Raw genomic sequence first — 23275 nt, 5'->3', positions numbered from 1 at the left:
CCTGCTTGTTTCTGCACACCTTTCCCGCCGATTGTCCTGGAGTACTGCCTTTGAATGCGACCGCCATCAACAGCCTGTTCTTGATCGGCGCGTTGCTGGTAGGTGCAAGTATTCTGGTCAGCTCACTGTCTTCGCGACTGGGCATCCCCATTCTGGTGATCATCCTCGCCGTAGGCATGGCAGCCGGGGTCGATGGCGGCGGCATCATCTTTGACAACTACCCCACCGCCTACCTCGTCGGCAACCTGGCACTGGCCGTGATTCTGCTCGATGGCGGCCTGCGTACGCGGGTCGCGAGCTTCCGTGTTGCCTTGTGGCCAGCGTTATCGCTCGCGACCGTCGGGGTACTGATTACCACCGGCCTGACCGGCATGATGGCGGCCTGGCTGTTTGACCTGAACCTGATCCAGGGCCTGCTGATCGGCGCCATTGTCGGTTCGACCGACGCTGCTGCGGTGTTCTCCCTGCTGGGCGGCAAGGGCCTGAACGAACGGGTCACCGCCTCGCTGGAAATCGAATCGGGCAGCAACGACCCCATGGCGGTGTTCCTCACCGTGACCCTGATCGACATGCTCGCCAGCGGTCAGACAGGCCTGCACTGGGGCCTGCTCGGGCACCTGGTGCGCGAGTTTGGCATTGGCGCAGTGCTCGGCCTGGGCGGCGGATGGCTGATGCTGCAACTGGTCAACCGGATCAACCTGGCCGGCGGCCTCTATCCGATCTTGGTGATCAGTGGTGGCCTGCTGGTATTTGCCCTGACCAACGCCCTGCACGGCAGTGGCTTCCTCGCCGTGTACCTCTGCGGCCTGGTACTGGGCAACCGCCCGATCCGCAGCCGCCACGGCATTCTGCACATGCTCGACGGCATGGCCTGGCTGGCACAGATCGGCATGTTCCTGGTGCTGGGGTTGCTGGTCACTCCGCACGACCTGCTGCCAATTGCCCTGCCGGCACTGGGCCTGGCCTTGTGGATGATCCTCTTCGCCCGCCCGCTGTCGGTGCTAGCCGGGTTGCTGCCATTCAAGGCCTTCCATGGCCGCGAAAAGGCCTTTATTTCCTGGGTCGGCCTACGCGGCGCAGTACCGATCATTCTGGCGGTGTTCCCGCTGATGGCCGGGCTGCCCAACGCACAACTGTATTTCAACCTGGCCTTCTTCATCGTCCTGGTCTCGCTGCTGGTGCAAGGCACCAGCCTGCCGTGGGTGGCCAAGCTGCTGAAAGTCACCGTGCCACCTGACCCGGCACCCATCTCCCGCTCTGCACTGGAAGTGCACATCACCAGTGAATGGGAGCTGTTCGTCTACCGTCTGGGTGCTGAAAAATGGTGCATCGGCGCAGCGCTGCGTGAGTTGAAAATGCCTGAGGGCACCCGCATTGCAGCGCTTTTCCGTGGTCAGCAACTGCTCCACCCGTCGGGAAGTACCACCCTGGAGGTGGGTGACCTGCTCTGTGTTATCGGCCATGAACACGATCTCCCGGCCCTGGGCAAGCTGTTCAGCCAGGCACCACAACGTGGTCTGGACCTGCGCTTCTTCGGTGACTTCGTCCTTGAAGGTGACGCAGAACTGGGGGCTGTAGCGGCCCTGTACGGCCTCAAGCTCGACGGTCAGGACCCACACACGCCTCTGAGCCACTTCATCCAACAGAAGGTTGGTGGTGCGCCGGTAGTGGGTGACCAGATCGAATGGAACAACACCTTGTGGACCGTTGCGCTGATGGAGGGGAACAAGATCCTCAAAGTGGGCGTCAAATTTCCCGAAGGAAGTCGCCCCGGCCCGGGCCTGTTCCTCTAAACTCCGCTTTCTTACATCTGCTTGTACGAATTTTCTGCCTATGTCCTTGCGCACGCTTGTCTGCGCAGCCCTGCTGGGGCTGTGCCTTTCTGCAACCTTCGCCTTCGCTGCGGAGCCACCCAACGCTGCCGCTGTTCAGCAAAGTCTCGACAAGATTGCCGAGCGCAAGCTGCCTGAGGCGGAGCAGAAAGCCCTGCGTCAGGTGCTGGAACAAACCCTGGTCTTCCTCAACAGCAAGGATGACAGTGAAAAACGCCTGGCCGCGCTCAAGCAGCAACTCAGCGATGCCCCAAAAAAGACCGGTGAAAACCAGCGCGAACTGGCCAAGCTCAAGAGCAGCACGGTCATTCCGGTGGCTGAGCGTTATGCCAGCCTTGATGTTCCCCAGTTGGAACAGTTGCTCACCGAACGCACGACCCAACAGAGTGACCTGCAAAAGGCACTCTCCGAAGCCAACAGCCTGACCATTACCTCCCAGACTCGCCCGGAGCGGGCCCAGGCCGAAATCAGCGACAACCAGACACGCAGCCAACAGATCAATACCAGCCTGAAACTGGGCAAAGAAGCCGGGAAGGTGCTGTCGCCAGAACAGCGCAACCAACTCAATGCCGAGCTAGCCGCCCTCAACGCCCTGACCCTGCTACGCCGGCAGGAACTGGCCGGCAACAGCTTGCTGCAAGATCTGGGTAGCAGCCAGCATGACTTGCTGATCGAGCGCGCGGCACGCCTGGAGCAAGAGATTCAGGACCTGCAGACCCTGATCAACCAGAAGCGCCTGGCCCAGTCGCAGCAGACCGTCACCGAACAATCCATCGAGGCGCAGAAAGCCGGGGGCAGCAGTGTTCTGGCCACCGAAAGTGCTGCCAACCTCAAGCTCTCCGACTACCTGCTGCTGAGCACAGACCGGCTCAACCAACTGACTCAGGAAAACCTCAAGACCAAGCAGCAACTTGATGCCCTGACCCAGAGCGATCTGGCGCTGGACGAACAAATCAGTGTGCTCAAGGGCAGCCTGCTGCTGTCCAAGATTCTCTACAAACAGAAACAGTCCCTGCCGCACTTGAAAGTCGACGGTGACCTGGCTGACCAGATTGCCGATATCCGCCTCTACCAGTTTGAGATCAACCAGCAGCGCGAGCAGATCAGCAGCCCGAGTAGCTATGTCGACAAACTGCTGGCCAGCCACCCAGAGGAAAGCGCTACGCCGCAATTGCGCAAGGCGTTGCTTGAAGTCGCGATCACCCGCAGCGACCTGCTTGAACGACTTAACCGTGAACTGAGTGCACTGCTCAACGAATCCATCACCCTGCAACTGAACCAGAAACAGCTGCTGAGCACAGCGCAGAACCTGCGCGCCACCCTCGACGAGCAGATGTTCTGGATCCCCAGCAACAAGCCGCTGGAACTGGAATGGCTACGCAGCGTACCTGAGCGCCTGCAAAAGCAGGTCGTGAGCCTGCCGTGGGCCTCAAGTGTGAGTGAACTGGCTGACGGTCTGGTGCAGCGCCCGCTGTTGTTCCTGCCGCTGCTGTTGCTGATCGGTGCCCTGCTCTGGCGCCGCAACTACCTGTATGCGCGCCTGAGCAAGGTCCATCGGGATATCGGTCACTTCAAGCGCGATAGTCAGTGGCACACCCCTCAGGCGCTCCTGATCAACGTGCTGCTGGCGCTGCCGATCAGCCTGGCACTGGCCCTGTGCGGCTTTGCCTTGCAGATCGACGCACGCGGTCAGAATGCCAACCTCGGTGCTGCCCTGCTACAGATTGCCCAAGCCTGGATGGTGTTCTACACCGCGTACCGGATTCTCGCGCCTGCGGGTGTTGCCGAGCTGCATTTTCGCTGGGAGAAACCGCAGGTGGAGTTCCTCCGCAGCTGGATCCGGCGTCTTGGCGCAGTGGTGTTGGCACTGGTGGCCGTGGTGGCGGTCGCCGAGCACCAACCCTCGGCCCTGGCCGACGACGTGCTGGGTATCGGCGTAGTACTGACCTGCTACGCCCTGATGACCTGGTTGCTCAGCCGCCTGCTGCTCAGTAGCCCGAACCATAACCAGGCCTCGCTGTTTCGCATGGCCGTGGGGCTGGCCTTCACCGTGTTGCCAATCGCCCTGTTCGTCGCGGTCTGTTTTGGTTACTACTACACCGCGCTGAAACTCACCGACCGGCTGATCGACACGCTGTATCTGTTGATGCTCTGGCTGGTGATCGAGGCTGCATTCGTCCGTGGCCTGGCAGTTGCCGCACGTCGCCTGGCTTATCAGCGTGCGCAGAGTAAACGTCAGGCCGTCAAGGAAGGCCCGGACGGTGAAACGATGATTGAAGAGCCGACCCTGGACATCGAACAGGTCAACCAGCAATCGCTGCGCCTGATCCGCCTCGCGCTGCTCGGCATCTTCATTGGCGCCCTGTACTGGGTCTGGGCAGACCTGATCAGTGTGTTTGCCTACCTCGACAACATCACCCTCTACGAATACACCAGCGGCACCGGTGCAGCCATGAGCATGGTCCCGATCAGCCTCGGTGACCTGTTGGGTGCACTGGTGATCGTCGGTATCACCTTTGCCCTGGCCAGCAACCTGCCAGGCTTGCTGGAAGTGCTGGTACTGTCGCGACTGAACCTGGCCCAAGGCAGTGCCTACGCGACGACCACGCTGTTGTCCTATGCGATTGCCGGAATCGGCTTCGTCACCACGCTGTCGACCCTCGGCGTCAGTTGGGACAAGCTGCAGTGGCTGGTGGCTGCGCTGTCGGTCGGCCTGGGCTTCGGGATGCAAGAAATCTTCGCCAACTTCATCTCGGGGATCATGATCCTGTTCGAACGCCCGGTGCGTATCGGGGACACCATCACCATCGGCAACCTGTCCGGTACCGTGAGCAAGATCCGCATCCGAGCGACCACCATTACCGACTTCGACCGCAAGGACATCATTGTCCCGAACAAGACCTTCATTACCGGGCAACTGATCAACTGGTCGCTGACTGACACCATCACCCGAGTCACGCTCAAGATCGGCGTCGACTATGGCTCGGATCTGGAGCTGGTGCGCAACCTGCTGCTCAAGGCCGCCAACGACAACCCACGCGTGCTCAAGGAGCCGGCCCCGACGGTCTACTTCCTCAATTTTGGCGAAAGCACACTGGACCACGAACTGCGCATGCATGTCCGCGACCTCGGTGACCGCAACCCGGCGCTGGATGAGGTCAACCGCGTCATCAACAGCGAGTTCAAGAAAAACAACATCAACATCGCGTACCGCCAACTGGAGATTTACCTGAAAAACATGCAGGGACAGGTGTTCAACATCGTTCCCGCAGAGGATCAGAAAACCGCCGTGCCAATCCCTTTGATCGGCAAGCCGGGTGATCTGGCATCAGGTTCCAATCCCGCCTGACTGGACGTCAACGGCCATACCCTTGCAGAATGCTCGGACATTCTCCTGGAGATGGCCGTTGAAAGCCCTCGACGAACTCACCTTCGATAACCGCTTCGCCCGTCTGGGCGATGCGTTCTCCACGTCGGTACTGCCCGAGCCGATTGCCGAGCCACGTCTGGTGGTTGCCAGCGATGCCGCCATGGCCCTGCTCGACCTCGACCCTACCGAGGCCCACTCACCGGTGTTTGCCGAGCTTTTCAGTGGCCACAAACTCTGGGCCGAGGCTGAACCTCGGGCGATGGTTTACTCCGGTCACCAATTCGGCTCCTACAACCCTCGCCTGGGCGATGGCCGTGGCCTGTTGCTGGGCGAAGTGCGCAATGACGCAGGCGAATATTGGGACCTGCACCTGAAAGGCGCCGGGCAGACGCCCTATTCGCGCATGGGAGATGGTCGTGCGGTTCTGCGCTCTTCGATTCGCGAGTTCCTCGCCTCCGAGGCCCTTCATGCCCTGGGTATCGCCAGCAGCAGAGCGCTGTGCGTAATCGGCTCGAACACGCCTGTGTGGCGCGAAACCCAGGAGCACGCGGCCATGCTGTTGCGCCTGGCACCCAGCCATGTTCGCTTCGGTCACTTCGAATACTTCTACTACACCCGCCAGCCGGAGCAGCAGAAGATCCTCGCCGAGCACGTGCTGAACCACCATTTCCCCGAGTGCCGCGATCAGCCCGAGCCGTACCTGGCGATGTTCCGTAGCATCGTTGAGCGCAACGCCGAACTGATCGCCCATTGGCAAGCCTATGGTTTCTGCCACGGCGTGATGAATACCGACAACATGTCGATCCTGGGCATCACCTTTGATTTCGGCCCCTTTGCATTCCTGGACGATTTCGACGCCCGCTTCGTCTGCAACCACTCGGATGACCAGGGACGCTACAGCTACAGCAATCAAGTGCCGATTGCACACTGGAACCTCAGCGCCCTGGCCCAGGCCCTGACGCCCTTCATCAGCGTCGAGGCCCTGCGCGAAACCCTGGCGTTGTTCCTGCCGCTGTACGAAGCCCACTACCTGGACCTGATGCGTCGTCGACTCGGCCTGACGCACGCTGAAGACGCCGACAAGGCGCTGATCGAGGGGCTCCTGCAGGTCATGCAACAGGGTGCGGTGGATTACACATTGTTCTTCAGAAAGCTCGGCGACCAGCCCGCAGAAGCAGCACTGCGCGTGGTTCGCGACGACTTCGTCGACCTCGCCGGTTTTGACCGTTGGTCTGGGGACTACCTGGCACGCATCGCCCGTGAACCGGGCAACAGCGAAGAACGCCGCGCCCGGATGCATGCGGTCAACCCGCTGTACATCCTGCGCAACTACCTGGCCCAACGCGCGATAGAAGCCGCTGAAGCGGGTGACTACAGCGAGGTGCGTCGCCTGCATCAGGTGCTCTGCACGCCATTCGACGAACAGCCGGGCATGGCGGCGTACGCAGAGCGGCCACCCGAATGGGGCAAGCATCTGGAGATCAGTTGCTCCTCGTGAGCAACTGCCAACACCAATGGATCAGACGAGAATCACCCGAAGCCGACATTGAAAAAGCTGCGCGTACGCTCCAGATAACAACTATCGACTCGCTTCCCGGACGCCACCATGACCGACCCGCTGCTGATACCCTGCCCTCATTGCAATGGCCTGAATCGCATCCCCGCAGCACGCGTGGGCGACGCGCCGAAGTGCGGACGCTGCAAAGGCGCCGTGCTGCTGAACAAACCGTTTGAATTGAAACAGGGTGACTATGCCAGCCAGATCAAGGGTGATCTGCCACTGCTGGTTGATGTCTGGGCCGACTGGTGCGGCCCGTGTAAATCCTTTGCGCCGATCTTTGAACAAGCGGCCAGCCAGCTAAGCGGGCGCTGTCGCCTGGCCAAGCTCGACAGCGAGGCCAACCCGCAACTGGCCGGGCAATTGGGTATTCGCTCAATCCCCAGCCTGATCCTGTTCAAAAATGGCCGCGAAGTCGCACGCCAAAGCGGCGCCTTCCCACTCCAGCACTTGCTGGAGTGGCTGCGCAGTCAGGGGATTTAAGCGTTTTCTTCCAGCAGCGAATGCAGTTCAACAAACTGCTGGGTCAACTTGTGCCGTGGTTCCAGATGGATCAACGGCAAGTTGGCCTGATGCGACTCGCGCATCTTCACTGAGCTGTTCAGGTAGACCGGCAGCACCGGCAAGCCTTCAGCCAGCAACTCGTCGAGCATCTGCTGGGGCAGGCTGGCCCGGGCCTGGAACTGGTTGACCACAATGCCCTCGACCTGCAGGTGCTCATTGTGGTCCTCACGCAGTTCCTCGATTTCGGCCAGCAGACCGTATAGGGCCTGGCGCGAGAAGCTGTCGCAGTCGAAGGGAATCAGTACCCGATCGGCCGCAATCAATGCCGATACCGCATAAAAGTTCAGCGCTGGCGGCGTATCGAGATAAATCCGGTCGTAGTCTTCGGACAACTCATCGAGCAACTTACGCAGCTTGTTGATCTTGTGCTTGGCTTCGAGCTTGGGTTGCAGGTCAGCCAACTCCGCAGTAGCGGTGACGACATGGAGGTTGTCGAACGGCGTCTCGTAGATGTCGACCTTGTTCTTCCTGGCAAAGGGGCCGGACGACAATGTCTGCTTGAAGAAATCGGCAATCCCCATGGGGATATCCTCGCCAGTCAGGCCGGTGAGGTACTGGGTCGAGTTGGCCTGAGCATCCAGGTCAATCAACAGGGTTCGGTAGCCTTCACTGGCACTCACCGCCGCCAGGTTGCAAGCAATACTCGACTTACCCACGCCACCTTTCTGATTAAACACCACGCGCCGCATGGAATGACCTCCGTGTATCAGTGAATGACCGAGTATGTGGGCGTGACGGCGGTTTAGCCAGCACCATTGAGCCCTTGACCCGCCAGCAGCTCGACAAAGGCACGGGCCATGGCCGAGGCTGACTCGCGTCGCTGTACCAACCACACAGCGGTAACCGCGTCGGCATCAAGCAGGGTTCGATAGACCACACCGTCAATACGCATGCGCTGAAAAGAGGCCGGCAACACTGACACCCCTAGGCCCGCTGCCACCAAGCCAATAATCGTCATGGCCTCACCCGCCTCCTGGGCAAAGTGCGGGCTGAAGCCGGCCTGCCGTGCCAGGCTCATCAATTGCGCATGCAAGCCACTGCCATAGCTGCGCGGGAAAAATACAAACGGCTCATTGGCCAGCGTCGACAACAACAAGCCACGCTCGCTGCCCTCCGCCAGCGGGTGTGTAGCGCTGAGCACCGCCACCAGAGGCTCACGGAACAACTCCGTGGCGAGCAGGCTCTCCGGCAAGGCCAGCGGGCGCATCAGGCCGATCTCGATGGTCTCGTCGAGCAGCGCATCGGCAACATCACGGCTGCTCATTTCCTTGAGGTTCAGGTGCACGGCAGGAAAGCGCTGACGAAAGGCATAAATCGCCTTGGGGATACCCGAATTAATCGGCGCGGAGGTGGTGAAGCCAATTTTCATTTCACCCAACTCGCCAAGCTGGGCGCGCCGAGCGACATCGGCAGCCTTATCGACCTGGGCCAGCACCTGTCGCGCCTCATCGAGGAACAAGCGGCCGGCTTCACTCAGTTCCACCCGTCGGTTGGTCCGCTCGAACAAACGCGCCCCCAACTCCTGCTCCAGAGCCCGGATCTGCTGGCTCAAGGGTGGCTGGGAGATGCCCAACAGCTGCGCCGCCCGCCCGAAGTGGAGCTCTTCGGCAACTGCAATGAAGTACCGCAAGTGGCGTAATTCCATGACACCCTCAACAGGTCGCAAAACCTCTTAAACAGGTCGAACAATATATTGGAAATGATCATTAGCTAGCTATATGCTTTTTTCACTGCCTGACTGGCCGTAGCCCTTCCGAGGTTTACCGTGAAAACTGCTGTTGCTCCCCTCGCCCACGACGTGCCCCCTGCACCCACCACGGACGCAGCCACCACCACTGACCACTGGATCGAAAAGGGCACACCGGCGTTCATGCGCACAGTGCTGGCATTGTTCTGTGGTGGCTTCGCCACCTTCGCGCTGCTGTATTGCGTGCAACCCATGATGCCGCTGCTGTCCCGGGAATTCTCCATCAATGCGGCGCAAAGCAGCCTGGTGCTGTCGGTGTCGACTGCGCTGCTAGCGTTCGGTCTACTGGTCACCGGGCCTGTTTCAGACCGTATTGGGCGTAAGCCCGTGATGGTTGCAGCGTTGTTCTGCGCTGCACTGTGCACAATCGCCAGTGCGCTGATGCCCACCTGGGAAGGGGTTCTGGCGATGCGCGCGCTGGTCGGTCTGTCCTTGAGCGGGCTGGCTGCGGTGGCCATGACCTACCTGAGCGAAGAGATCTACCCTCAGCATCTTGGCCTGGCCATGGGCCTGTACATCGGCGGCAATGCCATTGGTGGCATGAGCGGACGCTTGATTACCGGCGTACTGATCGACTTCGTCAGTTGGCACACGGCACTGCTGGCCATCGGTGGGCTGGCACTGATCGCCGCGGTACTTTTCTGGAAAATGCTCCCCGAGTCGCGCAACTTCCGTGCGCGCCCGCTGAATCCTCGCAGCCTGCTGGACGGCTTCACCTTGCACTTTCGCGATGCCGGGCTGCCCTGGCTGTTCCTTGAAGCCTTCCTGCTGATGGGCGCCTTCGTTACCCTCTTCAACTACATCGGCTACCGCCTGCTGGCAGAGCCTTACCACATGAACCAGGCCTTGGTCGGGCTGCTGTCGGTGGTTTACCTGTCGGGCATCTACAGCTCGGCACAAATTGGCGCGCTGGCCGACAAGTTGGGCCGCCGCAAGGTGTTCTGGGCAACCATTGTGCTGATGTTCGGTGGCCTGCTGCTGACCCTGCTCGAACCCCTGCCACTAGTCGTCATCGGCATGCTGATCTTCACCTTCGGCTTCTTCGGCGCACACTCGGTGGCCAGTAGCTGGATCGGCCGCCGTGCCTTCAAGGCCAAGGGCCAGGCTTCGTCGCTGTACCTGTTCAGCTACTACGCCGGCTCCAGTGTCGCCGGCACCGCTGGTGGTGTGTTCTGGCACCAGGGCGGCTGGAACGGCATCGGCCTCTTCATCGGCAGCTTGCTGGTCATTGCGCTGCTGGTGGCGCTGCACCTGAGCAAGTTGCCGGCACTGCCAGAAAACGCCAAGGGTTAAGCTACAGTGTGCCCGCGGCAAAAATGATAGGAGCCTCCCTGGCACTTACTGCCTCCCCCTTACCGACCTCTCGCACTCCGTCCAGGCCTGTCGCTAAGGTTTTTCTTCAACACTTTTGAAAAATCAAAAACGCCAACGTGGACGAATATCGGCGGCCGAGTTGTTTACCAACTCCTTACCAAACTTATCTTGCGCAAACGCAAGACGCGTCTCGCCGCCATACCCTCTAACGCTTAGCCCATTAAAGTCTGCGTCACTCAGATATTTAGTCGCGCAGGCCCCACGCACTGCAGGATTTTGCAGTCGACTCATCCTCGATCCAATATGCGTTCTGACAGCAGCGTTCCAGCGGCTATTGGAATACACATGAAAGCCTCGAATAGCGAGATCCCCAAAGATATCGTGCAAATGACCTCTATTGATCATCCGTGCATTTCCACCCGGGACAAACATCGCCAGCTCTCGATCATTTTCCGGAAATGGGTTGTTCAGTTCAGTACCATGGTTTACGACCGGATGTTTTCCGCAGCGGGAGTTGATCACACGAATCAAATTCTCCTGAAATCTTGAAAGAACACCCAAGAGGCCTTGATCTGTCACATTAGCGACCGACGCACTGCTGAAGCCGGGCGCTGTATGGTGGGGGCAAATTGCAAAAATGTCATAATCCGCGGTCACCGCAATGACGGCACCCTCATGTTTGTAACCAATGACCATGACAGGCATTTTTTTACCCGCAGGATAGTAATAAACATGGCACCGGCCATCCGCACTTCGCTCACATTCAAAGCGCATCTGCTTTACATTTTTGCGGCTGCTGGCCTGGAATGATCCTCCCATGCCGGCATGGGTAAATAATCCCTTTTTCACGAGTTCTTCGATTCGCGTATACGGGATTATCAACTCAGTCTGACCCACCCCATCTGTGCGCAAAGCGTGTCGCACAGCTTCACGATTCTTAGCTACCTTATCGGGCCCTTCATCGACCACCTTGCTGAGTTCTGAATCGACGCAGATAAAGCCAGACATAGGTCCCCAGTTCGAGCTTTTAGCATGAATATCCAGTTTTTTCGTGCTGTAACCCTCGGCAATCAAACTTGTCGAGTCCTGATTTACGGGACGAACAAAAATGAACGTTGAATATTCACGCGCGAGCGATTGAAAGACATTAATATGGTCACGCGTCATACCACAATCAATTTCTGTAAGCATACTTACCTCTTCGAGCATTAATCGTGCCTAGAAAGCATCTAGAATAAAACCAGCCTATTCTTAACTCATGGATCCCCCTTGAACGACGTCATTTGAAGTTGATATCCCCGCCTGACAGGCACACGTATCCCGCAACCCGTAGCCGTTTCCGCGTTACACACAGATTCGGCAGGGCAAATAACGTGACCTGCTACGCGGCGCTTTTTCAGGCTGCGAAAATCAAAGTACCTATCCGCAAACTTATGTTTAATCACCCGAAGGGGTGCACAACATTGGCCCGCACGTGAAGCGGGATCTACTTCTGTGTTTCCAACAGGCATTCAACGTTGCGGATCGTGGTGTCTTCAGACATCCGATCAAGGCAATAAAAGAGCATCTTTTTGGCCGGGACAGCCACCAAAGTAATGCATGAGCCAGGCTTAAAGAAAAACACCTGACATAATCAAAGAGAACCCTTTCTTCGCATGCGAAGACTCAGAGCATCTGTAATACCTCACCTCTGATGCGAAGTTTTTCAGGTAGCGGAAAGCCATTATTCGACATTGATCCGAGCTTATCTGTAGGAAAATTCTCAGACGAGAGCGGATTTACCGTCAGAACCACCTGTTTTTGAGTGGGACAGTTGGATCCATGCATGTAAGAGATATCCCATCCTGAACAGGGTTTACAGATTCATGCTCATGGGCATTTCGCGCCACGCTTTTTACAAGCACAGCCGGGTCTTTGATTCGAGGGCACGCCAGGATCGAGAGGTGATGAAGGCACTGCAGATGGGGGATAAATCTGTGTTGATCTATAACGGGGAGCGGCCCAACTGCCCCTGAAATAAAAAACGCCCGATGCAATGCATCGAGCGTTTTGTGGAAACAGGTGTAAACCTGTATTCAAGAGCAAATGAGGTGCCGTTCCTGCGCAGACTCAGTTCAATACCTCGACCAGATCCACATCGACATCACGCTTCATCAGGCCCTTGTCGACTTCGCCAGTCAGTTTGACCAGGGTCTTGTCGTTGAAGGCCACTGGCGGCAGGTCTTCGTCGTCGATTTCGACAATGATGTTGCCGGTAGCATCCTTGAACTCGTACTTCTCGTTCTTCAGCTTCTGGGTGATGTGACCTTGCAGCACGGCTGGGGTGTCGTCAGCCGCGTTGTGGGCCTCGGCAACCGTGGCCACCGATTGTGCGCCAGGGCCCGTGTAGCCAGCGGCCAGGGCAGCGGTGCTGAACAGGGGAGCGAGAAGCAGTGCGAGATAGCGGGTTTTCATAAGTGTGATCCAATCTTGGTTTCGATGGGACCAGCATAAGCAGGCACGCTGAATTCAAACTTAATGCAAAACGCCCGGCATTGGCCGGGCGCTTTTTATTCAACAGTGCTTACTGGTGGTACTGCGCCGACAACTCATGAACGGCGTTGATGAAGACACCAGCATGCTCAGGATCGACTTCCGGGGTGATGCCATGGCCGAGGTTGAACACGTGACCGGTGCCATGCCCGTAGCTGGCCAGGATACGCCCCACTTCAGCACGGATGGCTTCAGGCTTGGCGTAGAGTACGGTCGGGTCCATGTTGCCCTGCAGGGCAACCTTGGCGCCGACGCGCTGGCGGGCTTCGCCAATTTCGCAGGTCCAGTCCAGACCAAGGGCGTCGGCGCCAGCATCCGCAATGCTTTCCAGCCACAGGCCGCCATTCTTGGTGAACAGGATGACCGGAACCTTGCGCCCTTCGTGCTCGCGGATCAGGCCACTGACGATCTTGCGCATGTAGGCCAGGGAGAACTCCTGGTAGGCCGCAGCCGACAGGTTGCCACCCCAGGTGTCGAAGATCTGTACGGCTTGTGCTCCGGCGAGGATCTGCCCGTTGAGGTACGAGGTTACAGACTGCGCCAACTTGTCCAGCAACAGGTGCATGGCCTGCGGGTTGTCGTAGAGCATGGCCTTGGTCTTGCGGAAGTCTTTCGACGAGCCGCCTTCGACCATGTAGGTGGCCAGGGTCCATGGGCTGCCGGAGAAGCCGATCAGCGGCACCCGGCCATTGAGCTCACGGCGGATGGTGCTGACCGCATCCATCACGTAGCCCAGGTCCTTCTGCGGATCGGGGATCGGCAAGGCTTCGATGTCAGCCAGGGTGCTGACGACCTTCTTGAAACGCGGGCCTTCGCCGGTTTCAAAGTACAGGCCCTGGCCCATGGCGTCGGGAATGGTGAGGATGTCGGAGAACAGGATCGCCGCGTCCAGCGGATAGCGGTCCAGCGGCTGCAGGGTGACCTCGCAGGCAAACTGCGGGTTCATGCACAGGCTCATGAAATCGCCGGCCTTGGCGCGGCTGGCGCGGTACTCCGGCAGGTAACGGCCAGCCTGGCGCATCATCCATACAGGGGTAACGTCTACGGGTTGCTTGAGCAGGGCGCGCAGAAAACGATCGTTCTTCAAGGCAGTCATGTCGGCATCCGGAAAAAAAGTGGGGGCATTTTCTCAGACACCAACGTAAAAGGCACGGTATGAACCGTGCCTTTTGTCTATCGACCTGCACTAGGTCAATAGATTTTCCAAACTTCATCGCCGGACGAGCTCGCCCCACCACGGTCGCAGTGACGCTGACCCTGTGGGAGCGGGCTCGCCCCGCGATGCTTTTTCAGACGCCCAGGTAGTCCAGGATCCCTTCAGCGGCGTTGCGCCCTTCGAAGATCGCAGTCACCACCAGGTCAGACCCACGGACCATATCGCCACCGGCGAAGATCTTCGGGTTGCTGGTCTGGTGCTTGTACGCGCCCTGCTCCGGCGCCACCACACGGCCCTGGCTATCGGTCTGGATGCTGAACTGCTCGAACCATGGCGCGGGGCTTGGACGGAAGCCAAAGGCGATCACCACGGCGTCTGCCGGGATGATTTCCTCGGAGCCGGGAATCGGCTCAGGGCTGCGACGGCCACGGGCATCCGGCTCGCCGAGACGGGTCTCGACAACCTTCACGCCCTCAACCTTGTCTTCGCCCACAATGGCGATTGGCTGACGGTTGTAGAGGAATTTCACGCCCTCTTCCTTGGCGTTCTTCACCTCTTTGCGCGAGCCTGGCATGTTGGCTTCGTCACGACGATAGGCGCAGGTTACCGCCTTGGCACCCTGACGGATGGACGTGCGGTTGCAGTCCATCGCCGTGTCACCACCGCCCAGCACCACGACCTTCTTGCCTTTCATGTCGACGAAATCTTCCGGCGACTTTTCAAAGCCCAGGTTGCGGTTGACGTTGGCCACCAGGAAGTCCAGCGCATCATGCACACCCGGCAAGTCTTCACCAGGGAAACCGCCTTTCATGTAGGTGTAGGTACCCATGCCCATGAACACGGCATCGTACTCGGCCAGCAGCTGTTCCATGCTGATGTCCTTGCCCACTTCGGTGTTCAGGCGGAACTCGATGCCCATGCCGGTGAAGACTTCGCGACGATTGCTCAACACGGTCTTTTCCAGCTTGAACTCGGGGATACCGAAGGTCAGCAGACCGCCGATTTCCGGGTTCCGGTCGAACACCACCGGGGTTACCCCACCACGCACCAGCACGTCGGCACAGCCCAGGCCAGCCGGACCGGCACCGATGATCGCGACACGCTTACCGGTCGGCTTGACCTTGGACATGTCCGGGCGCCAGCCCATGGCGAACGCGGTGTCGGTGATGTACTTCTCGACCGAACCGATGGTCACCGCACCAAAACCGTCGTTGAGGGTGCACGCACCCTCGCACAGGCGGTCCTGCGGGCACACCCGGCCGCAGACTTCCGGCAGGGTGTTGGTCTGGTGCGACAGTTCCGCCGCCGCCAGGATGTTGCCCTCGGACACCAGCTTCAACCAGTTGGGAATGAAGTTGTGCACCGGGCACTTCCATTCGCAGTACGGGTTGCCACAGCCCAGGCAGCGGTGGGCCTGTTCGGCCGACTGCTGGGGTTTGAAGGGTTCGTAGATTTCCACGAACTCTTTCTTGCGTTGACGCAGCAGTTTCTTCTTCGGATCCTTGCGCCCGACCTCGATGAACTGGAAGTCATTACTCAGACGTTCAGCCATGTTTAAACCTCATCAAACTCTTCAGGCGCATATCACTGCGGGTTGGCACGGGTGCTGGACAGCAGGTTCTTCAGGCTCGCAGCCTTCGGCTTGACCAGCCAGAAGCGGCGCACGTAGTCGTCCAGGTTCTCCCAGAGCTCACGTCCCCACTCGCTACCCGTCTCTTCGACATACTCGCCGAGCACGCGCTGCAAGTGGCTGCGGTACGCTTCCATCGCTTCGCCGGTGATCCGCTGGATTTCCACCAGTTCGTGGTTGACCTTGTCAACGAAGCTGTTGTCCTGGTCGAGCACGTAGGCGAAACCACCGGTCATACCAGAACCGAAGTTGTAGCCGGTCTTGCCCAGTACGCAAACGAAACCGCCAGTCATGTATTCGCAGCAGTGGTCGCCAGTGCCTTCCACAACCGTGTGGGCGCCGGAGTTACGCACAGCAAAACGCTCGCCAGCAGTACCCGCAGCAAACAGCTTGCCGCCAGTAGCGCCATACAGGCAGGTGTTGCCGATAATCGCGCTGTGCTGCGTAGCAAACGGGCTGCCCGCTGGCGGTACGATCACCAGTTTGCCGCCAGTCATGCCTTTGCCGACATAGTCGTTGGCGTCGCCTTCCAGATACATGTTCAGGCCACCTGCGTTCCAGACGCCGAAGCTCTGGCCTGCAGTACCCTTGAAGCGGAAGGTGATCGGTGCTTTGGCCATGCCCTGGTTGCCGTGCAGACGGGCGATCTCGCCGGAAATCCGCGCGCCGATCGAACGGTCGCAGTTGCAGATGTCCAGGTTGAATTCGGCGCCCGCCAGATCCTTGATCGCTGGCAGGGCCATCTCGACCATCTTCTCGGCCAGCACACCCTTGTCGAACGGCGGGTTGCGGTCAACTTGGCAGAACTGCGGCTTGTCAGCCGGCACATGCTCACTGCCCAGCAGCGGGCTGAGGTCCAGGTGCTGCTGCTTGGCAGTTTCGCCCGGGAGCATTTCCAGCAGATCGGTGCGCCCGATCAGCTCACCGAGGCTACGCACGCCCAGTTTGGCCAGCCACTCACGGGTTTCTTCGGCGACGTAGGTGAAGAAGTTCACCACCATGTCGACGGTACCGATGTAGTGGTCCTTGCGCAGTTTGTCGTTCTGGGTCGCTACACCAGTGGCGCAGTTGTTCAGGTGACAGATACGCAGGTATTTGCAGCCAAGGGCGATCATTGGCGCCGTACCGAAGCCGAAGCTTTCAGCACCCAGAATGGCTGCCTTGATCACGTCCAGGCCGGTTTTCAGGCCGCCGTCGGTCTGCACGCGAACCTTGCCACGCAAATCGTTGCCGCGCAGGGTCTGGTGAGTCTCGGCCAAGCCCAGCTCCCACGGGGCACCGGCGTACTTGATCGAGGTCAGTGGCGAAGCACCAGTACCACCGTCGTAACCGGAGATGGTGATCAGGTCGGCATAGGCCTTGGCCACGCCAGCGGCGATGGTACCGACGCCCGCTTCCGCCACCAGCTTCACCGAAACCAGCGCCTGCGGGTTGACCTGCTTGAGGTCGAAAATCAGCTGCGACAAGTCTTCGATGGAATAGATGTCGTGGTGCGGCGGCGGCGAGATCAGGGTCACGCCAGGTACGGCATAACGCAGCTTGGCGATCAGGCCGTTGACCTTGCCACCAGGCAGCTGCCCACCCTCACCCGGCTTGGCGCCCTGGGCCACCTTGATCTGCAACACTTCCGCGTTGACCAGGTATTCCGGCGTCACGCCGAAACGGCCTGTGGCCACCTGCTTGATCTTGGAGCTCTTGATGGTGCCATAGCGGGCTGGGTCTTCACCGCCCTCACCGGAGTTGGAACGCGCACCCAGGCGGTTCATGGCTTCAGCCAGCGCTTCGTGCGCCTCTGGCGACAGGGCGCCAAGCGAGATACCAGCAGAGTCGAAACGCTTGAGGATTGCTTCCAGTGGCTCGACTTCGTCCAGCGCCAGAGCCTGGTCTGCGACCTTGACCTTCAGCAGGTCGCGGATCATCGACACCGGGCGCTTGTCGACCAGCGCGGTGTATTCCTTGAACTTGGCATAGTCGCCCTGCTGCACAGCGGCCTGCAGGGTGTTGACCACATCCGGGTTGTAGGCGTGGTATTCGCCACCGTGAACGAACTTGAGCAAACCGCCTTGCTGGATGGGCTTGCGCGGGCTCCAGGCTTCGGCAGCGAGCAGCTTCTGCTCGTTCTCGATATCAACGAAACGTGCGCCTTTCAGGCGGCTGGCAACGCCACGGAAACTCAGCGCTACCACTTCATCCGACAGGCCAACGGCCTCGAACAACTGGGCGCCGCGGTAAGAAGCAATGGTGGAGATACCCATCTTCGACAGGATCTTCAGCAGGCCCTTGGAGATGCCTTTACGGTAGTACTTGAAGACCTCATCCAGGTCACCCAGCACTTCCCCGGTGCGGATCAGGTCGGCCAGCACTTCGTACGCCAGGTACGGGTACACAGCAGAAGCGCCGAAACCGATCAGTACCGCAAAGTGATGCGGGTCACGCGCGGTCGCGGTTTCCACCAGGATGTTACTGTCGCAGCGCAGGCCTTGCTCGGTCAGGCGGTGGTGTACGGCACCGACAGCCAGCGATGCATGCACCGGCAGCTTGCCCGGGGCAATATGGCGGTCGCTCAACACCAGTTGAGTCTTGCCACTGCGCACCGCTTCTTCAGCCTGATCGGCAATGTTGCGGACCGCTGCCTCAAGGCCGAGGCTTTCCTCATAGTTGAGGTCGATCAACTGACGCTCGAAACCTGGACGATCCAGGCTCATCAGCGAACGCCACTTGGCGGGCGAAATCACTGGGGAGCTGAGGATCACCCGCGAGGCATGCTCAGGCGATTCCTGGAAGATGTTGCGCTCGGCACCGAGGCAGATTTCCAGGGACATGACGATCGCTTCGCGCAGCGGGTCGATCGGTGGGTTGGTGACCTGGGCGAACTGCTGGCGGAAGTAGTCGTACGTCGAACGCACGCGCTGCGACAACACAGCCATCGGCGTGTCGTCACCCATCGAGCCCACAGCTTCCTGGCCTTGCTCACCGAGCGGACGCAACACCTGGTCACGTTCCTCGAAGGTGACCTGGAACATCTTCATGTATTGCTTGAGCTGGTCAGCATCGTAGCTGGCCACGCCTTGGTCATCGCTCAGGGTTGCCTGGATACGCAGGGCGTTCTGGCGCAGCCAGCGCTTGTACGGGTGGCGCGACTTCAGACGGTTGTCGATGGCGTCGGTGTCGAGGATCTGCCCGGTTTCAGTGTCCACGGCGAAGATCTGGCCCGGGCCGACACGGCCCTTGGCTATCACGTCTTCAGGCTTGTAGTCCCACACGCCGATTTCCGACGCCAAGGTGATGTAGCCGTTCTTGGTGGTGACCCAACGGGCTGGACGCAGGCCGTTGCGGTCGAGCAGACACACGGCGTGGCGACCTTCGGTCATGACCACACCGGCTGGGCCGTCCCATGGCTCCATATGCATGGAGTTGTACTCATAGAACGCACGCAGGTCAGCGTCCATGGTTTCGACGTTCTGCCACGCTGGCGGAATGATCATCCGCACGCCACGGAACAGGTCGATACCGCCGGTGACCATCAACTCCAGCATGTTGTCCATGCTCGAAGAGTCGGAACCGACGCGGTTGACCAGCGGGCCGAGCTCTTCCAGATCAGGAATCAGTTCGTTGGCGAACTTGGTCCGACGCGCCTGGGCCCAGTTGCGGTTACCCGTAATGGTGTTGATCTCGCCGTTGTGGGCGAGGAAGCGGAATGGCTGAGCCAGCGGCCATTTCGGCAGGGTGTTGGTGGAGAAGCGCTGGTGGAACACACAGATCGCAGTCTGCAGGCGCTCGTCGCTGAGGTCCGGATAGAAGGCGGCAAGGTCTGCCGGCATCATCAGGCCCTTATAGATGATCGTCTTGTGCGAGAAGCTGCAGATGTAGTGGTCGGTATCGGCGGCGTTGGCCACCGACGAGCGCCGACGCGCACTGAACAGCTTGATGGCGAATTCCTGATCGCTCAGGCCTTCACCGCCGATGAACACCTGCTCGATTTGCGGCAGGCGCTCCAAGGCCAGACGGCCCAGAACGCTGGTATCGATCGGCACCTTGCGCCAGCCCAGCAATTGCAGGCCCGCGGCAAGGATTTCCTTGTCCATGTTGGCGCGTGCCGCCTGCGCCTTGGCATCATCCTGATTGAAGAAGACCATGCCCACGGCGTACTGCTTGGGCAGGTCGCTACCGAACTGCTCGCGAGCGACGGCTCGCAGGAACTGATCGGGTTTCTGCATCAGCAGACCGCAGCCGTCACCGGTCTTGCCGTCGGCGTTGATCCCACCACGGTGGGTCATGCAGGTCAGGGCCTCGATGGCCGTTTGCAAAAGGTGGTGGCTGGGCTCGCCCGTCATATGGGCGATCAGGCCAAAACCACAGTTATCCTTGAATTCTTCGGGATGGTACAGACCTGTTTTCATAGACACTTTCTCACCAGGTTCGCCTCTCACCAAGGCAAATCTCTTTTTAGTACAACCACTTACCATCCACGCCGAACGAACGCCAGCTTTGCGGGGGCAAAAGGGCAGTCATTGTTGCACAGCGACAAGGTAGCCCACAAATTCGCGCGACGAAACCACGCAAATCCATGTCGCATTTTTGAATGTTTTTATGAGCGCTGCCGTGATAGCGGCTTCGCTTGAGTCTGAAGCGTTTCAGCCTGGACTGCAATGGCTTTTGGCCGGCAGTCTGGGACAGAAAAGCCTGCCGCGCATGGCGCAGCAGGCTTGACCGAAATTCAGGAGACGCTCAGCAGGTGGCGGGGGTGGTGCCACCGAGCTATTTCAGCGGGTCGCTGCCAGCTCTTGTTGGACGCTGGCAACACTACGAGGCCAAGGTTTACCAGCCTGGACCTTGGCTGGCAAGGCCTTGATTGCAGCAAGTGCGGCATCACGGCTGGCAAAGTTGCCGTAGGTAACGACGAACAGCGGCTTGCCCTGCAGGTTTTTCTTGAAGTAGCGATAGTCGCCACCCTGAGAATTGACATAGGCCTGAGCCGTCGCCTCAGAGCTGGTACCGAGGATCTGGACCACATAGTTGCTCGGCTTTTGCCCGGCATACCAGTTACCACCGGCGGCGGCCTTCGCGACTGGTTTCTCCGCCGGCTTTTCTACCGGTTTCGGCGCCGGCTTGGCTGCGGCGACCTGCACAGGGGCAGGCGCAGGCTTCACTGCAGGTGCAGGCGCAGGTGCAACCGGCTTGCTGGCAGCGGCGACCGGAGCTTGCTGAGCGTGTGCAGCCGGTTGCACCTGAGTAGACGCTACCGGTTGGGCAGGTGTCGGTGCAGGGCCAGCGGGAACACCAGCAGGGGGTGCGATGGTCGTCACCGTAGGCGGCTGCAATGCAGTTTCGCCAGCAGGCGTACTTTCATCACCGTCCCCCATGCCCGCCGCTTCAGCCAGCGGACCACGCATCACCGGTTGAGACTGCCCCACCAGTGGCAATGGCATAGGCTGCGAGGAGCCAGCAAATTCGATGGCCGGGCCACCATTGTTGGACTGGGCAGTGCTTGGCTGCCCCTGGCCCAATGGCAGCTGTGCCTGCTCTGCAGGCGCTCCGGGAGGCGTCTGGTCGCCCTTCTTGGGCATCAACACCGCCGCTGCAACGGCGACCACTACCACAGCAGACAACGCCAGTACGTGCTTCTTAGGCATTTTGAACCCCATTGATGGTCGCTTCGCCGTCGTGCGGCTGGCAATCATGGCTTCGATCAAGGCATCCCGGGCAACCTGGTTGATTACGCCAGGCCAACCCTCCGAATGCTCGTGAATATCGGCGATCTGCTCACTGGTCAGCACATTGAGGCCACTTCCGGCACCTTCCAGGCGTTGCTCCAGGTACTCCCGGGTTTCATCCTCGCTGTAAGGCTGCAGCTCAATGATGTGGAAGCGCTCCTGCTCGGCATTCAGCGCATCCAGCCCGGCGATCAGTGACGGCTCACCGAACAGGAACACGTGCGGACGCCCCTCAGGAGTGCCCGCAGCCAGTTCCAGCAAGGCTTGGAGTGCCGACTCGTCGAGTTGTTCCGCATCATCGACCAGCAAATAGACTTCCTGCCCGGTCAGCGCCAACTGCACCACCTGAGCGAGAATCTCTGGAACCTCGGCCTTGGCCAGGTTCAACGACTGGGCGACTTGCCCCAGCACACTGGCGGCATCGCTGGCCCCACGTGCCGAGACCACAATGCTCTGTACGGACTGTTTGTTGGTACTGGCGACCAGGGCTTGGCGCAGCAAGGTCTTGCCGCTGCCCAGTGGCCCGGTGACCACCAGCAATAGTTGACTGTAACGCGCCAGGTGATGGAGCTGGCCCAACACCGGCTTGCGCTGGGCCGGGAAGAATTTGAAACCAGGCACCCGCGCAGCGAAGGGGTCGTGGCTCAACTGGTAATGGCCGAGAAAGGCCTCGTCGGCATGCAAACTAGTCATCGAACTCTTATCAACCTCAAAGCTGGGCCACGATCGCGCGGTAATCCGCGTCCAGCGTGGCCTGAAGAATCTCTCTTGGATAGTCGTCGGTAACCACGGCCTCACCCAACTGGCGCAACAGCACCAGCCGCAGGCGACCGTCGAGTACCTTTTTGTCGACTGCCATATGCTCCATGAAATGCGCCGGGGTCATTTCCTGTGGAGGCACCACCGGCAGGCCTGCGCGTTGAAACAGGCGGATGGCCCGATCTCGGGCCTGCTGACTGATCCAGCCCAGACGCATGGACATTTCCAGCGCCATGACTGTGCCAGCGGCAACGGCTTCACCGTGCAACCAGACACCATAGCCCATATGAGTCTCGATCGCATGACCGAAGGTATGTCCCAGGTTCAGCGTGGCGCGCACGCCGGACTCACGCTCATCAGCGCCGACCACGGCGGCCTTGGCCGCGCAGGAGCGCTGAATGGCAACGGTAAGCGCGGCTTGATCAAGCCGGCGCAGGGCATCGACATTCGCTTCCAGCCAGCCCAGGAACGGCTCATCGCAGATCAGGCCGTACTTGATGACTTCCGCCAGACCTGCCGACAGTTCGCGAGCCGGCAGTGTATTCAGGCTGGTGGTATCGATCAGCACTGCATTGGGCTGATAGAACGCACCGACCATGTTCTTGCCCAACGGATGGTTGATACCGGTCTTGCCGCCCACCGAGGAGTCGACCTGCGACAGGAGCGTGGTCGGCACCTGGATGAAATCCACGCCACGCTGGTAGCACGCCGCCGCAAAACCGGCCATATCGCCGATCACACCGCCGCCAAGGGCGATAATGGTGGTCCGACGATCATGACGCGCGGTCAGCAGGGCATCGAAAATCAGCTGCAGGGTTTCCCAGTTCTTGAAGGCTTCGCCATCCGGCAATACCACTGGCAGCACTGAAAAAGCGCCCAATGTACGGGTCAGGCGCTCCAGATAAAGGGGGGCAACGGTCTCGTTGGAAACGATGGCAACCTGCCGACCCGCTATGTGCGGCGCCAGCAACTCGGGCTGATCCAGCAAGCCCTCACCAATGTAGATCGGATAGCTACGTTCACCCAACTCGACCTTAAGTGTCTGCATGTTTCCCCACAATGAACTAGGGCGCGGGAGCAATAGCGCGGCCCGCGCAGT

General features: G+C 59.7%; 14 protein-coding genes. 5 read left to right on the top strand and 9 right to left on the bottom strand.

What is annotated here, in order from left to right; genetic code table 11:
- Window positions 1–50 precede the first annotated feature (50 nt).
- The 4 genes from UIA24_RS03970 to trxC all read left to right on the top strand — a co-directional run bounded on the left by UIA24_RS03970 (window position 51) and on the right by trxC (window position 7243).
- Window positions 51–1793, top strand: coding sequence for a potassium/proton antiporter (locus UIA24_RS03970; protein ID WP_065758222.1), 1743 nt, complete (start codon window positions 51–53; stop codon window positions 1791–1793).
- A 40-nt stretch (window positions 1794–1833) separates the two neighbouring features.
- Window positions 1834–5181, top strand: coding sequence for a mechanosensitive channel MscK (mscK, locus tag UIA24_RS03965; RefSeq protein ID WP_330522235.1), 3348 nt, complete (start codon window positions 1834–1836; stop codon window positions 5179–5181).
- A 58-nt stretch (window positions 5182–5239) separates the two neighbouring features.
- The gene (gene selO / locus UIA24_RS03960) at window positions 5240–6700 is read left to right on the top strand and encodes a protein adenylyltransferase SelO (protein ID WP_330522234.1); all 1461 of its coding nucleotides are present in this window, start codon (window positions 5240–5242) and stop codon (window positions 6698–6700) included.
- A 108-nt stretch (window positions 6701–6808) separates the two neighbouring features.
- A complete protein-coding gene (gene trxC, locus UIA24_RS03955; RefSeq protein ID WP_330522233.1) occupies window positions 6809–7243 on the top strand; it encodes a thioredoxin TrxC in 435 nt (144 codons plus the stop codon).
- Here the strand turns inward: trxC and UIA24_RS03950 are convergent.
- Window positions 7240–8013 (bottom strand): ParA family protein, encoded by a 774-nt coding sequence (locus UIA24_RS03950; protein ID WP_065758219.1) that lies wholly within the window; start codon window positions 8011–8013, stop codon window positions 7240–7242. The two genes, trxC and UIA24_RS03950, sit on opposite strands and share 4 nt — an antisense overlap.
- A 53-nt stretch (window positions 8014–8066) precedes the next feature.
- Entirely contained in the window at window positions 8067–8969 is a 903-nt protein-coding gene (locus tag UIA24_RS03945; protein ID WP_330522232.1) for a LysR family transcriptional regulator, read from the bottom strand.
- Window positions 8970–9122: 153 nt separating this feature from the next.
- Here UIA24_RS03945 and UIA24_RS03940 point away from each other — a divergent pair, with 153 nt between their 5' ends.
- Window positions 9123–10364 (top strand): MFS transporter, encoded by a 1242-nt coding sequence (locus tag UIA24_RS03940; protein WP_425415159.1) that lies wholly within the window; start codon window positions 9123–9125, stop codon window positions 10362–10364.
- Between the two features lie 123 nt (window positions 10365–10487).
- Here the strand turns inward: UIA24_RS03940 and UIA24_RS03935 are convergent, their stop codons facing one another.
- The 7 genes from UIA24_RS03935 to aroB all read right to left on the bottom strand — a co-directional run bounded on the left by UIA24_RS03935 (window position 10488) and on the right by aroB (window position 23224).
- Entirely contained in the window at window positions 10488–11576 is a 1089-nt protein-coding gene (locus UIA24_RS03935) for an anthrax toxin-like adenylyl cyclase domain-containing protein (RefSeq protein ID WP_330522231.1), read from the bottom strand.
- Window positions 11577–12494: 918 nt separating this feature from the next.
- The gene (locus UIA24_RS03930; RefSeq protein ID WP_099773342.1) at window positions 12495–12839 is read right to left on the bottom strand and encodes a YgiW/YdeI family stress tolerance OB fold protein; all 345 of its coding nucleotides are present in this window, start codon (window positions 12837–12839) and stop codon (window positions 12495–12497) included.
- A gap of 109 nt (window positions 12840–12948) precedes the next feature.
- On the bottom strand, window positions 12949–14013 hold the full coding sequence (gene hemE / locus UIA24_RS03925; RefSeq protein ID WP_330522230.1) for a uroporphyrinogen decarboxylase: 1065 nt from the start codon (window positions 14011–14013) through the stop codon (window positions 12949–12951).
- Between the two features lie 193 nt (window positions 14014–14206).
- Window positions 14207–15625, bottom strand: a complete 1419-nt coding sequence (locus tag UIA24_RS03920) for an FAD-dependent oxidoreductase (protein ID WP_099773340.1) — start codon at window positions 15623–15625, stop codon at window positions 14207–14209.
- A gap of 32 nt (window positions 15626–15657) precedes the next feature.
- Window positions 15658–20103, bottom strand: coding sequence for a glutamate synthase large subunit (gltB, locus tag UIA24_RS03915; protein ID WP_099773339.1), 4446 nt, complete (start codon window positions 20101–20103; stop codon window positions 15658–15660).
- 363 nt (window positions 20104–20466) lie between these two features.
- Complete coding sequence (locus UIA24_RS03910) at window positions 20467–22110, bottom strand: AAA family ATPase (RefSeq protein WP_330522229.1); 1644 nt, start codon at window positions 22108–22110, stop codon at window positions 20467–20469.
- A 16-nt stretch (window positions 22111–22126) separates the two neighbouring features.
- Complete coding sequence (gene aroB / locus UIA24_RS03905; RefSeq protein ID WP_065758210.1) at window positions 22127–23224, bottom strand: 3-dehydroquinate synthase; 1098 nt, start codon at window positions 23222–23224, stop codon at window positions 22127–22129.
- Between the last annotated feature and the right edge of the window lie 51 nt (window positions 23225–23275).

Source organism: Pseudomonas sp. AL 58, assembly GCF_036348395.1.
In the GTDB taxonomy this organism is placed as follows: domain Bacteria; phylum Pseudomonadota; class Gammaproteobacteria; order Pseudomonadales; family Pseudomonadaceae; genus Aquipseudomonas; species Aquipseudomonas defluvii.
Note: the sequence above shows the minus strand (reverse complement) of the source record. Positions and strands in the feature narration are given on the sequence as shown.

What these genes read in the sequence shown, in the direction of transcription:
- UIA24_RS03920 (WP_099773340.1), bottom strand. Translation starts at nt 15,625, where the DNA reads ATGGCTGAACGTCTGAGTAATGACTTCCAGTTCATCGAGGTCGGGCGC.
- hemE (WP_330522230.1), bottom strand. Translation starts at nt 14,013, where the DNA reads ATGACTGCCTTGAAGAACGATCGTTTTCTGCGCGCCCTGCTCAAGCAA.
- aroB (WP_065758210.1), bottom strand. Translation starts at nt 23,224, where the DNA reads ATGCAGACACTTAAGGTCGAGTTGGGTGAACGTAGCTATCCGATCTAC.
- gltB (WP_099773339.1), bottom strand. Translation starts at nt 20,103, where the DNA reads ATGAAAACAGGTCTGTACCATCCCGAAGAATTCAAGGATAACTGTGGT.
- UIA24_RS03950 (WP_065758219.1), bottom strand. Translation starts at nt 8,013, where the DNA reads ATGCGGCGCGTGGTGTTTAATCAGAAAGGTGGCGTGGGTAAGTCGAGT.
- UIA24_RS03945 (WP_330522232.1), bottom strand. Translation starts at nt 8,969, where the DNA reads ATGGAATTACGCCACTTGCGGTACTTCATTGCAGTTGCCGAAGAGCTC.
- UIA24_RS03910 (WP_330522229.1), bottom strand. Translation starts at nt 22,110, where the DNA reads ATGACTAGTTTGCATGCCGACGAGGCCTTTCTCGGCCATTACCAGTTG.
- mscK (WP_330522235.1), top strand. Translation starts at nt 1,834, where the DNA reads ATGTCCTTGCGCACGCTTGTCTGCGCAGCCCTGCTGGGGCTGTGCCTT.
- UIA24_RS03935 (WP_330522231.1), bottom strand. Translation starts at nt 11,576, where the DNA reads ATGCTTACAGAAATTGATTGTGGTATGACGCGTGACCATATTAATGTC.
- UIA24_RS03930 (WP_099773342.1), bottom strand. Translation starts at nt 12,839, where the DNA reads ATGAAAACCCGCTATCTCGCACTGCTTCTCGCTCCCCTGTTCAGCACC.
- trxC (WP_330522233.1), top strand. Translation starts at nt 6,809, where the DNA reads ATGACCGACCCGCTGCTGATACCCTGCCCTCATTGCAATGGCCTGAAT.